We start from the raw sequence: 12,468 nt of genomic DNA, 5'->3' as shown, positions 1-12,468 counted from the left end.
TACTATTCTACCCTAGATTTTTAGATTTACTCAAATTGCAAACAAAATAGCGAGACACTGAAAAATTTTTATGATTTTTAGCAAAATAAAATAAAACGTAGCAACCACAGTGAGAATAAATCATTGGAGGGAATATGATTTTTGTAACCACAGGACACGTTGATCACAGAAAAACAGCGTTGTTACAAGCCTTGACAGGGACGCATACGGCACATTTGCCTGAGGAAAAAAAGCGAGGACTGACGATTGATTTAGGTTATGCTTACTTGCCGATAGCAGGCGATACACTGGGTTTTATGTTAGCAGGGCTGGGTGGCGTGCAATATGCGTTGTTGGTTATCTCTGCACAGGAAGGGATTAAGCCACAGACTCAGGAACATTTAATGCTGCTTAGACTGCTGCATTTTTCGCAGATAATGGTGGTGATCACAAAAGCAGATACAGCTTTTTCGTTACTTCTGCCCGTACAGGTGAGGGGATTGAAACGCTCAAACAACATTTAATTCGGCTAAAACAACAAGATAACTTGCTTCATCGTTATGCCATTGATCGTGTTTTTCACCTTAAGGGAGCTGGCGTTGTTGTTACAGGCACAGAACCACGCTGCAACGGCAGGAGACGCAGGTCAGCATCTCGCATTGAATGTGGTGGGGGAAAAAGAGGGAATTAAGCGAGGCGATTGGCTGACCGAGCTTGCTCCTTGTTATGTAAGTGATCGCCTCACTGTTCGCTTGGAAAATATACAGCCACTCAAAGAGAGTAGTGCAGTGCATATTTACCACTACGCTAGCCACACGACAGGTAAATTGTCGCTGCTGAATGTTAAGCAAGTGGGTTATCCGCAAGAGAGCCATCTGCAAGCGGTGCGTTTAGGGCAAATTTTTGCAGAAATTCAGCTTGAAACGCCGCTGCATATCTGTGTTGGAGACAGGTTGATTTTACGCACAGGCGATGATAGCCAAACTCTTGCAGGAGCAGAAGTGCTGGAAATTGATTCGCCAAGGCGTTGTCAATTGATGAAACAAAGATGCGGAATTTGCTCTATAAAGCAGGAAAATTAGGCTATCTTGTGCCTATCGTTCGAGATCGTTTTTTACTTCACGAACAAATCACCGAATTTGCTCAATTTATCAAACAATTTATTGAACAGCACGGCGAAATTTCCGTTAATCAGCTACGAGATCACATTCAATATGGACGAAAACTCACTGTTCAGCTGATTGAATATGTCGATCGTTGGGCTTCTTACGACGTAAAGGCAATATTCACCTACTGCGTGATAGTGAGGTTTTTGACGAAATACGTTAAAAAGCAAGACGAAGGAGATTTGTCCTTGCAATAGCGGAGAAATCCTTTTCTCAACTTATATTTATAAAAGAACGTTCTCCCATTACGCATTGGTATATTCTGTTCTGCCAGCCAGCCATCGGTTGATTAATGCCTGTGCAAGCGGTGGGTTTTCAGTAATAATTTGCTTAGCATAACGCTGCACGAGTGGGATCATTTTCCGATCTCGCATCAGTTTAGCCACTTTAAACTCCGCAAGTCCTGTCTGTTTTGTGCCAAGCATTTCGCCAGCCCCTCGAATATCAAGATCTTTCTCAGCAATATAAAAACCATCTTGACTGTCTCGCAATACCTGTAAACGCTGACTCGCAACCTTACCCAGTGGTGGTTTATACAGCAAAACACAATGTGAGGCTGTCGCCCCTCGTCCAACTCGTCCTCGTAGCTGGTGAAGCTGAGCCAAGCCTAGACGTTCGGAATTTTCGATAATCATTAGGCTAGCATTCGGCACATCAACGCCTACTTCAATCACCGTGGTCGCAACCAGCAAATCAATATTTGCAGCTTTAAATTCCGCCATAATCGCTTGTTTTTCTTGTGGCTTCATTCGACCGTGTACTAAGCCAATGCGTAAATCAGGCAATGCTCGCTGTAAATCTTCTGCAATTGCCGCCGCCGCTTGTGCCTCTAGTACCTCGGATTCATCAATCAATGTACAAACCCAATAGGCTTGCCGTTGCTCATTTTTACACGCTTGGTAAACACGCTTGACGATCTCATCTCGCCGTTCCTCCGAAATAGCAACTGTGGTAATGGGAGTTCTCCCTGGGGGTAACTCATCAATAATTGAGGTATCCAAATCGGCATAGGCAGTCATTGCTAATGTGCGAGGAATGGGGGTTGCAGTCATAATTAATTGGTGGGGATAGACGCCAGCTTTTGCCCCTTTTTCTCGTAGTGTTAAGCGTTGATGCACACCAAAACGGTGCTGTTCATCAATGATGACTAAGGCAAGTTGATGAAACTCTACACTGTCCTGAAATAAGGCGTGTGTGCCAATAACCATTTGCACTGTGCCATTTTTGATCGCTTCCAACTGAGCCAAACGTGCTTTCCCTTTTACTTTTCCTGCCAGCCAGCCGACTTCAATGCCAAAGGGTCGTAGCCAATGCACAAAATTATTGGCGTGCTGCTCTGCTAAAATTTCAGTGGGTGCCATTAATGCGACCTGCTTGCCGTTGTCAATCGCCAACAATGCCGCTAACGCCGCAACAAGCGTTTTGCCTGATCCAACATCGCCTTGTACAAGCCGCATCATCGGCGATGATTTGCAAAGATCTTGTTCAATCTCACCGCTTACACGCTGCTGAGCATTGGTTGGCTGAAAGGGGAGGCTGGCAAGAAAGCAGCTTTTCAGATCCGTTTGATAACAAAGTGGCGTTGCTTGTAATTCGCTTACCCCTTGTCTTACTTTTTGCATTGCCAAATTATGAGCGAGCAATTCTTCAAAAATTAATCGCTTTTGAGCTGGGTGTTCGCCTTGTTCTAGCTGTTGAGCTGAGATGCTCGGCGGAGGTCTGTGGAGCAATTGTAGAGCTTCTTTGAGGCTGTATTGGTGAGGATTATATTGGTTTGGTAGCAGTTCTGGTACATTTATTTTATTTAACAGTGCTAATGCCTGATCCGTTAATTTACGCAGTGAAGCCTGTTTTAATCCTTCTGTGGTGGAGTAAATAGGGGTTAAAGTTTCAGCTAATACGAGCGGTTGATTATTATGAATAATTTGATATTCGGGGTGGTGAATTTCCGCCATAAACCGCCCTCGCTTCACCTCCCCAAACGCTTTCACCCTTACGCCTGCCACAAGACTATTTTTCATTCCTGCGTTGAAATTAAAGAACTTTAAGGTTATTTTACTTGTGCCATCGGACAGCACGCTTGATAAGATAGGTCGGCGACCAAACTGCACCTCGGTTAGCTGTACAATGCCTTCAATGGTGGCAAAACTTTCTGGACGCACATCAGCAATTGGGGTAATGCGGGTGCGATCTTCGTAGCGATAAGGCAAATGAAATAGCAGATCTTGCACGTTATTAATACCAATTCGACTGAGTTTTTCTGCAATCGCTGCCCCAACACCAGATAAAGCAGTCAGTGGCACACCGTCTAGTAACTGTTCACGCATTGTAAAATTTCCGCCCCATTTAAATGCCTATTTTAGGTTTGTGAGTTTAGTAATAGATTTTAAATTGTAAGGAAAAATAGAATGCGAGACAAGAAAGAGGAGGCACTCTAGCCTATTAATGCCAATGGCTAACGTTCTTTAAAACTTTCATCAAGTGCTGTTTTAAATGGGCTGAGTAGATAATCAATCACTCTTCTTTCTCCCGTTTTAATCTCTGCGGTTACTGCCATTCCAGCAATCAGATCAACCTTTTTCTGTTCAATCGTCAGATGGCTTTTTTCCATTAAGATCGTAACTGGAAATACCAATCCCAATTTTTCATCTTGTATTGCTTCAAAACTTAAATAGTTTACTTTTCCATTTAAGTAGCCATAGCGAATATAAAGTTGCCTTCCCCTGCTTGGATATTGGTAATATGGAGCTGTTTGACGTTTAATTCTCACTCACGATATTGTCTGTAGCGGTAAAACTAGTTATTCCTGCAATTAGTCCTACCCCTTCGGTAAAGATTTTCGTGATAACTAACTGCGTTCGCCCTACTACCACTTAGATACTACATTCTACGATACTTAATCATAAAGCAACAATAGGTATGTTTCTGAATTGGATTAACTACAAAATGTACAAGAACCAAATTATATGTCTAGATGGGAATTCTATAAATTATTAAGGCGTGATCTAATGATGAAAATTGGCTCCTCCTGCTGGACTCGAACCAGCGACATATGGATTAACAGTCCACCGTTCTACCGACTGAACTAAGGAGGAATAGGAATAATAAACTTTAAATGGTGCCTCGAGGCGGAATCGAACCACCGACACGGGGATTTTCAATCCTTTGCGTAAAACCTCTACAAGCACAAAAACTGCTATAAGTAATGCTACAGGATCTTTCACTATAAATACCCAGCCGATACACCGTGATTGATTAGCCCTGTAACATACCAATCTTGATCCGATCTTACACAAAATCTAGAGTTTGTAAAGGCTGGATAGTGATATTTTATAATAAATCTGAGTTCACTTTTTCTCTAAGCATTTCAACATCACTTTCAATATAAGTTAATGTAACTCTCACATCTTTATGTCCAAGTAATTGTTTCGCAACATAAAGATTATCTGGATTTTTCATCAGATTGGTCGCTACAGTATGTCTGAAACGATGAGGAGAAACTTGAAAACCTAACTTATTTGAAATTACTCTAAAAAGGTGGCTCATTTGATATTCTGTTGTGGTTTGACCTTTATATCGAGTTTTGCGAAATATATTAATATTGAATAACTGAGAATCAGAAGACTGTTTATATTTTCTTAGTTCAAGAACCAATCTTTCAATATAAGGAAATAATCTCTCTGAAATAGGAATACAATGATATTCATGGTTTTTATTAATCTCTGGAGAAATATGAATAACTTTCTGATATAAATCAATATCACCTATTTTCAAACGAAGTAATTGGGCCCGGCGAATCCCAGTAAAACGAAATGTATTAACTAATGCTTGGATAAACCATTGGGGATTCAATACTGTTGGCAAATTTTCTTCACTACTAAGAAAAAAGTCTAATTTTATTAACTGTCGCTCAGTAAGAATTTTTCTTTTTGGCTTCCCTACTCGCAAAAATAATTTGTCACATGGGTTTTCCTTATAAATGAGTAAATCATTCTCAATCCCAAATTTATAAAGGCACTTTAAATGCCGTAAATAACTATTCCAAGTGATTGGTTTAATCCCTTCTCCTACAACCGTATTACGCCAATTAAGTAAATGAGTACGCGTAATTTCATTTGGGTAAACCACATCACAACACCGACATAACTGCCGTATTGCTTTTTCATAGCTTTTCTTCGTATCTAAGCGTAAATGCTTGTGAAAAAAAATTGTTGTAATAAGAGCTCAAATGTTGTGTTGGTATTTTGCATAGCTTTACTCCTCTAGTAATAGATGTCTATTATTGATTAAAATCTTATCACCAAAAAATAATCGGGTATTGGGAACAAGATAGCCCACTAAGAAGGATTCTTTTTTGGGACCGATCACCTTACAACGCCAAAAGTTTACGGTATCATCTTTGATGATTCGCTTTCTATGCAAGCCGAGTGATTGAAATTCATATTGTAAATTATTTACACTTTCTTCATTATAAGGCTCTCCCCTCTCTTGTAAATAGAGTTCAAAGGAACTTGGACTGACAATAAACAAACAATCCTTAACGATATGGACTTTTGCTGTGCGATCATTAAAAGTGAGTTGATTTTTAAGAAGTTTCTCTTTTAACCAATCCACAAATTTCTGCCCTTCGGATTTGAAATGCGAGTCATCGTTTGTTGGAGATATTGAAGGCTCGGGAATAGCATTTGCTTCAATGTCGATATGCATATTCAAATCCTCTGGCTCAGGTTTTAATATCGTTGTTCCAGCTTCAGCGTCAGCAGAGGGGATATTCGCCACTTGTTGCTCATTGTTATCGCTGAACATATTTAGTAAAAAATCAACACTGTTATTCTCACGATTTTCTACAACTGACTCAGGATTTTGAGAGGGATTCAGCGATTGAAGTGCGGTATTTTCCTCTTGTAAATTTGAAGTAAGTTCTCTATTTTCTTTTTTGTTTACTGGCACAGTATCCTGTACTTCATTTACTGTATTTGATATTTTTTCCTCTGACTCATTTTCTTTTTCTACAACACAAATTGTTCCAGCAAATAATTCTGGGCGAGCGTCAATGTTATCCCAAATTACCTCAGGTTTAATGCGTAATAAACTAAACTTATCTTTGGGTTTCCAACCTGCGTCTGCATTTAGCTGACAATACCAGATTGCCGTCCCCTCCGAGGTCCTCTCAATGACTTGATGAGCCTGCATTTCATCGAACAACTTACGATTATCACTCGGTACACTAATCCCCTGTCCCATCAAATAAGCTCGAATTTGATCCGCGGTGGTTTTACTCATTAGCCACAATCCTTCTGCCGTAAGCCAGCCATCTCCAGGACCTTTGGCACTAATTTTGAATTTTTGTGAAACTAAATAACGTAAAGCCAAAATAAGTTGTTTCGCAAAGGAAATGACGGGTTTCTGAACCAATTTAGTAATATCGCCACCTAAAGCCAATGCAACACTATTTTGATCGGCTTTTTGTACAATTTCAGCTAATACACTCGCTTTATCATAATGTCCTGCCATTGCGTACATTAACGCAGAGAATACCTCTGGGTAGGTTGCCAACCAATCGAAAGTTTCTTTATCAATTAATTGGTTTGCAATAAATCCCCCTAATACAGGGTGGAGTTCATAATCTCTCTGCTTAATGTACCTAAATTTGTAAGGCAATGTCGGTATGCCATTCCAAGCGAACCAACGCCTCCCATCTTGTAGCTGTATTTCAATATCTACAATAGATTTACCAATATCGTGGACTAAGGCTAAATAAATCACAGCCGCAGTCCAAGCATCTTTTTGTTTTGCTTGTTCCTCTGGAGCTGCATTTAATGGCAGTACATAGTTTTGGCGTAATTTAGCCGCAAAAGAAATGACTTCTAAACCGTGATCTAGCATCCCACCTAAATGGGCGTGATGATGTGATTCTGAGGCTGGCAATAGCTGAACCATCTCTGCATAACGTTCAATGGGCTCTTGATACAAATGTTCAAACATTTCCCTTGTCATTGAAACTTGTTGCCAAAGCAAACCAAGATAGCGTTGTCGTAATTTCGTATCGAGTAAAATTTTTGCAGGGTAAGGCATTATCCAGCCATTCACGTCTTGCTTAGGTAAGAATTTCTCAGGTATAGCATCAGATCTATCTGCTCCTAATTTAAAAAAATATGAAAATAATTTAACCATTATATGTCCTATTACATAGTGAAAAATAAAAATTTTTTCAAATCCTTTAAAATAAAAATTTCTCAAGCATAAATTCCTTCTCAAATCTAATTATGAATCAACTTAACTCTGTTCCTTGTAGTAGATATTTATTCTAAATTTATATTATTAACAATAATAAATTCTCTAACAGTTTAAAAGAAATTATTCAGCCTTGTTTTATCTCAAAATTAGAGAAGTAATTCGTTATCATTTGGCACAAGATACCAATGAGATTTTTATAAGTGAAATCGAATTTAATGAAAGTTATTTTGGTAGAAAAAAGGAGAGGGGCTGTTAGGGCTAAAACTACAGTTTTCTGTATGATAAAATGAGAAAGAAAAGGTCATATGAAAATATTAATGACTGATACCTTACTCTCTGTAATTAAAAAGGAAATTATATTTAATAGCGTTGTTTATACTGAGTATAATCACAGTTACGATATGCTGGACGTGAGTGAATTTAAGCATTTCATAATTAATCATTCCACCCATTTTTTAGAAGCGAAAAATCACATTAATAAGATTGAAAATTTATGGAATAAGGCAAACAAGTGCGAAGATAATAGAATTGATAAAAAATATTTTCCTGTATTCTTGCAAGAATGTGAATTTCGGTTTAACTTTGGAGCATCAGATTAATATATTATTAAATTTCCATAACAATAAGGATTAAAAATGAACATATCCTACAAAGATCTTATCCTAACTGAATATGAAAAGATAATAACTTTACACACAAAAACACCTCACTATAATAAGTATCACCAAGCACTTAAAGCAGTATAAACCGAAAATTTCTCATGATTTAAAGAATTAAAGTCAGTCCTATCCTGGTCTCATAAGCATGATAAGCGATCAATTGAAACGTAAATATTATTACCCAAAGCAAAAATTTTTGCCATAAGAAACAAATTAAGATCTGAAAAATGAAGATTAAGAATGCAGGGGTTAGTTGCCAATTCCTGTCTACTGATCTTAGCTATTAGCTAATAAATACAAATCAATGTTTGTGTTATGAAAAGCCAGCCAAAAGAAGCAAATTCTTGACGAGTATATCCGTAAAGACAATGAAAAAAGGGATTGAAAAGACTATTACTTCAGACGGAGGTAAGGAATTTGAGTTACATCAGTAGATAACAAAATCATTGGACCTTTTCTTTTCATTTGCCACATTTATTATCCGAGTTAAATAAAAATTAAGACCATACACTAAATAACTCGGATACATCCAAAGCTTCATTTTTGGTCTAAACTTTTGTCTAAATCAAATATTTCATTCTCCATTTTATGACGAATATCATAGACACAACTCTTTAATGGCTCATATACATTTTCGGGAGATAAATATTTAATAATAATTTTTCCATTATTAATTCTATTAATATTAAAACTAGTGTAATATGTACTGACACAAACAGGAATAACTGGACAATCTAAGTTTTTTGCCATATAGAAAGCTCCCTTCTTAAAAGGGAGAAGTTTCTTCCCATAATTTCTACTTCCCTCGGGGAAAAACCAAACAAAAATATTCTCTTTTTTCATTCTTTTTTCTAAAGAACTGAGTACATTAAGAGCAGCTTCCCTATTATTTCTATCTATTAATACATTACCACCCAACCAATAAATCAAACCAAAAAAAGGAAAATATAGTATTGATTTTTTCCCAATAGCAATTGTTTTTTTTGGTACAGCATTTGTTACTAAAAATATATCATAATTGCTCTGATGATTTGCAATAAATATGCAACCTGTATCAGGAATATTTTCTTTTCCAAGCACTTCTATTTTTATGCCTAATAAATAAGCTATTGAACGATACATTATTATAGCTATGTAGTTATTATTTATATTCCTCGGTCTTAGTAAACTAACGCAAATCATTAAAATAGAGCTAAGAATTATAAATATGGCAATACAAAAAAATCTTAAAAATCCAATCAAAAACATTACGTAAATACCCTATAAATTAAGAAACTATTTAAATCCTAATAACCAATATAGATTTCTTTATACTCCATAATTGGATTATTATCAATTTGAGATTTCCCTCTCACTATTATCAAATTCTCTTTTTTAGACAATAACTCAACATGATTCTGAACTATAGAACCGATAACTGGTCGTCCTAAAATATTAACATGTTTACAACATATAACGTATGGAGTTCTCTCTCTATTCACGTCATTAATAAATAATCCAGCAGATTGAAAAAAAGATTCTAATATCAATAGCTCAGAATAAAAGAAATCTTCATCTAGCATAAAATCTTTATTTTTAAAAAAATAATCATTAGCTGCAATAAATTTTTCAGTGATAATTTTTGAATCGGACCTCTCTCTCAATTTATCTACTAAATTTATAGGGAATCGATGAGGATTATTAAAAATTAACTTTAAAAGTCTCAAATCCATATTATATATTCTTTTTATATAGAAGTATTTTAAACATTGCTATCTTATTCATGTCAGAAAAAACATTTGCTATCAAATTTAAAGTCTTCTCATTTATATTTAAAGATAAATTAAACACTAAAGACATATTAGGAACTACTTTATCTATAAATCTTGCTTGCAATATTGAATAATTATCCCAAACATATCTTTTCCTAAGATAAGATAAAACCTCATCTAATAAATAAACACCTGGAAAAATTGAATTTTTAGGGAAGTGACCTAAAAATCTGAAATCATCAGAAGTATAAGTTCTTTTAAAGGAGTATGATAGATTATATTCTTGCATAAGTCAATCCTTATATAATATACAGATGCCATAAAAACCATCTTTATCAATTGTTAATTGCATTCCATATGTGGAGGGCACTAAATGTTGAATGATATCATTACATTGATAAGAACCTAAGGCTGCCATCAAATATCCATATTTTCTAGGAAGAATGCTTGCATTATTAATATCATTAAAAATAGGTGAGCTTATCGGATTATAAGACCATATATTAGAGTAAATAATTTTATTTTTATCTATTTTTAAATAATTTATGATTTCCATAATAACACTATCTATGTTACTTAAATTAAATATTCTCCCCATTTTAGTAAAAATTATAGATACACTACTACTGGCTTTACTCAATAGAAACAAATTCGCATACACTTTGGAAAATGGCAAATTCTCTCTACTTTTCACACCAAATTCTAACAGTAACTCTTCTCCATAACTGTTATCCCAATTTTCAATTGCAGATAAGAAAATCTCATCAGATTGTGAATTTAAAAAAATACTTTTAACTTTAATTAAAGATGAATAAAATGAAAGTTCATCTGCAGAAATACTTATATTTGGCCCTTGTATATTATATTCTATAGCCGCGATTCCAGCGGAAGAATTAATAACTGTATTAGGGATATTCCCTGGTGATATTTGATAAGGTCGTGAATTTTGATAACTCTCAACTAATAATTTAGTAACACTATCAAATGAACCAAAAGAAGTGCAATTAATAATAGAGGAAAACTGATCAAAATTATTTTTCCTTTTCATCACCTCAAAGCAACAAAGAAGGCTTTTTGCTTGTATATCTAAATTTCTTATTCTTTTTCCAGCTAGTATAATATCATAAGCTAATTTATAGCTATTATCTATTCCATGATACATCATTTCATCTTGAAAAAAGCACCAGTCTTTAATATAAATTTTCATCTAAATTCACCTTCTTAAATGCTATAATTGAATTATTTCCACCGAATGCAAAAGCATCATTTAATGCAACATTAACCTTCTTTGGAATAAATTTGATAGGAATATTTAGCTCAATCTCTGGATCCTGAGTAGTTAAATTTATAGTGGGGGGAATTCCATACTCTAATGCGAATAAACAAGCGATTGCACCAAATCCAGCTGAAGCCCCCATAGAATGCCCAAGCATTGATTTTATTGAGCCGCAGTTAGGAATATTTTCCTTAAATACACTCTTAATTGCTAAATATTCATTATAATCATTAGCTTTTGTACCAGTACCGTGCATACAAATATAATCAACATCGCTAGGAGATAAACCCGCTAATCTCAGGCAATTAGACATACATTGAGCTATCCTTTCTGAATTCAAATTTGTCATATGATTTGCATCGCAATTCATACTATAACCAGCAATTTCACCATATATATTAGCACCTCTTTTAATTGCAGATGATAACTTCTCTAAAATTAAAATATTAGCACCTTCAGAAGGGATAATTCCTTTTCTATTTATATCAAATGGCATGCAAACTTTATCCGAAATGGCTGATAATCTATGAAATATTGAAAAAGTTTTTCTGCACAAAAGATCAACACCACCACAAACAGCAAAATTACTTTCACTATTTTGTAAATATTCAAATCCAGATATTATTGCAGCATTACTTGCTGAACAGGCATTACCTATAGTATAAGCAGGTCCACTAGATCCTATATAAGATCTTACATGCTTGCTTATTTTTCCATGTGTAATATCTGTTAGCTTTTGAGAACAAAGAGAGTTATTATTTATTAATCTATTTTTTACAAATAAATCTAATGCTTGAGATTCGCCGTCCGTTGTCCCAATAAAGCATCCTATAGGCTCGCCTTTTAAATCTGATAATTTTAGCTGTGCATCTAATATAGCTAGTTGTGTAGCTAACAAAATATACTTAGTTGCCTTATTATATTCTTGAAAATTCGAACTATACTTTTCAAATTCTAATGAATCCACCTCAGATGAAAACCTATGAGAATAATTATCAATATTTATTGATGTGGTCTCCTTTACACTATTCACTCCGTTCACTAAAGATTGAAAATATTTATCTTTGCCAATACCTAAGCCACATACAGGCCCAAGACCAGTAATAACGATCCTTTCTTTTTTAATATAGTTCATATATAATCCCTAAGCTTGTTTAATTAGCTTGCTCATTAAATTATTAATTGTAGACAAGCTATTCATCTCAGTTATAAAATTCTCAGGAATTTGAATTCCAAACTCAGATTCTAATGCAGCTAAAATTTCAATACCTGTAATTGAATCAGCCCCATATTGCTCAGTAAATAAAACATTATCATAAATAAGTTCATCTGGTGATATTTCTAGTATTTCAGCGACTAACTCTTTTACGCGTGATTCAATGTCTAATTGATTCATTTTT

The 12,468-nt window shown here is 35.3% G+C and carries 11 protein-coding genes, 1 tRNA gene and 1 pseudogene; 2 read left to right on the top strand and 11 right to left on the bottom strand.

Annotated elements, in window-relative coordinates; all coding sequences use genetic code 11:
* Positions 1-134 precede the first annotated feature (134 nt).
* Positions 135-1,308, top strand: a pseudogene (locus EV693_RS01880) (SelB domain-containing protein).
* Between the two features lie 82 nt (positions 1,309-1,390).
* On the opposite strand, the gene recG reads toward EV693_RS01880, so the two are convergent.
* The 5 genes from recG to mobH all read right to left on the bottom strand — a co-directional run bounded on the left by recG (position 1,391) and on the right by mobH (position 7,319).
* Positions 1,391-3,472, bottom strand: a complete 2,082-nt coding sequence (gene recG, locus EV693_RS01875; protein ID WP_132500699.1) for an ATP-dependent DNA helicase RecG — start codon at positions 3,470-3,472, stop codon at positions 1,391-1,393.
* A gap of 128 nt (positions 3,473-3,600) precedes the next feature.
* Entirely contained in the window at positions 3,601-3,915 is a 315-nt protein-coding gene (locus EV693_RS01870; protein ID WP_207906465.1) for a beta-barrel domain-containing protein, read from the bottom strand.
* Between the two features lie 249 nt (positions 3,916-4,164).
* Positions 4,165-4,240: transfer RNA gene (locus tag EV693_RS01865), tRNA-Asn, on the bottom strand.
* 235 nt (positions 4,241-4,475) lie between these two features.
* Positions 4,476-5,273, bottom strand: coding sequence for a tyrosine-type recombinase/integrase (locus EV693_RS01860; RefSeq protein ID WP_132500698.1), 798 nt, complete (start codon positions 5,271-5,273; stop codon positions 4,476-4,478).
* Positions 5,274-5,399: 126 nt separating this feature from the next.
* Positions 5,400-7,319, bottom strand: coding sequence for a MobH family relaxase (mobH, locus tag EV693_RS01855; RefSeq protein ID WP_132500697.1), 1,920 nt, complete (start codon positions 7,317-7,319; stop codon positions 5,400-5,402).
* 380 nt (positions 7,320-7,699) lie between these two features.
* Here mobH and EV693_RS01850 point away from each other — a divergent pair, with 380 nt between their 5' ends.
* A complete protein-coding gene (locus EV693_RS01850) occupies positions 7,700-7,981 on the top strand; it encodes a transposase (RefSeq protein WP_165904863.1) in 282 nt (93 codons plus the stop codon).
* Positions 7,982-8,578: 597 nt separating this feature from the next.
* On the opposite strand, the gene EV693_RS01845 is transcribed toward EV693_RS01850, so the two are convergent.
* From EV693_RS01845 to EV693_RS01820, 6 genes are all read right to left on the bottom strand, one after another.
* A complete protein-coding gene (locus EV693_RS01845; protein ID WP_165904862.1) occupies positions 8,579-9,163 on the bottom strand; it encodes a lysophospholipid acyltransferase family protein in 585 nt (194 codons plus the stop codon).
* A gap of 164 nt (positions 9,164-9,327) precedes the next feature.
* The gene (locus tag EV693_RS01840; RefSeq protein WP_132500694.1) at positions 9,328-9,753 is read right to left on the bottom strand and encodes a hotdog family protein; all 426 of its coding nucleotides are present in this window, start codon (positions 9,751-9,753) and stop codon (positions 9,328-9,330) included.
* A 1-nt stretch (position 9,754) separates the two neighbouring features.
* Entirely contained in the window at positions 9,755-10,081 is a 327-nt protein-coding gene (locus EV693_RS01835; RefSeq protein WP_132500693.1) for an ApeI family dehydratase, read from the bottom strand.
* 3 nt (positions 10,082-10,084) lie between these two features.
* Positions 10,085-10,999, bottom strand: a complete 915-nt coding sequence (locus EV693_RS01830) for a hypothetical protein (RefSeq protein ID WP_132500692.1) — start codon at positions 10,997-10,999, stop codon at positions 10,085-10,087.
* The gene (locus tag EV693_RS01825; RefSeq protein WP_132500691.1) at positions 10,983-12,203 is read right to left on the bottom strand and encodes a beta-ketoacyl-[acyl-carrier-protein] synthase family protein; all 1,221 of its coding nucleotides are present in this window, start codon (positions 12,201-12,203) and stop codon (positions 10,983-10,985) included. The genes EV693_RS01830 and EV693_RS01825 overlap by 17 nt, the downstream gene beginning before the upstream one ends.
* Before the next feature lie 9 nt (positions 12,204-12,212).
* Complete coding sequence (locus tag EV693_RS01820; protein WP_132500690.1) at positions 12,213-12,464, bottom strand: acyl carrier protein; 252 nt, start codon at positions 12,462-12,464, stop codon at positions 12,213-12,215.
* Positions 12,465-12,468 lie beyond the last annotated feature (4 nt).

Source organism: Nicoletella semolina, assembly GCF_004345745.1.
Taxonomy (GTDB): Bacteria; Pseudomonadota; Gammaproteobacteria; order Enterobacterales; family Pasteurellaceae; genus Nicoletella; species Nicoletella semolina.
This window is presented reverse-complemented; position numbering and strand designations above follow the sequence as displayed.

Coding starts and splice junctions, on each gene's coding strand:
- EV693_RS01825 (WP_132500691.1), bottom strand. CDS start 12,203: ATGAACTATATTAAAAAAGAAAGGATCGTTATTACTGGTCTTGGGCCT.
- EV693_RS01835 (WP_132500693.1), bottom strand. CDS start 10,081: ATGCAAGAATATAATCTATCATACTCCTTTAAAAGAACTTATACTTCT.
- mobH (WP_132500697.1), bottom strand. CDS start 7,319: ATGGTTAAATTATTTTCATATTTTTTTAAATTAGGAGCAGATAGATCT.
- EV693_RS01830 (WP_132500692.1), bottom strand. CDS start 10,999: ATGAAAATTTATATTAAAGACTGGTGCTTTTTTCAAGATGAAATGATG.
- EV693_RS01840 (WP_132500694.1), bottom strand. CDS start 9,753: ATGGATTTGAGACTTTTAAAGTTAATTTTTAATAATCCTCATCGATTC.
- EV693_RS01820 (WP_132500690.1), bottom strand. CDS start 12,464: ATGAATCAATTAGACATTGAATCACGCGTAAAAGAGTTAGTCGCTGAA.
- recG (WP_132500699.1), bottom strand. CDS start 3,472: ATGCGTGAACAGTTACTAGACGGTGTGCCACTGACTGCTTTATCTGGT.
- EV693_RS01850 (WP_165904863.1), top strand. CDS start 7,700: ATGACTGATACCTTACTCTCTGTAATTAAAAAGGAAATTATATTTAAT.
- EV693_RS01845 (WP_165904862.1), bottom strand. CDS start 9,163: ATGTATCGTTCAATAGCTTATTTATTAGGCATAAAAATAGAAGTGCTT.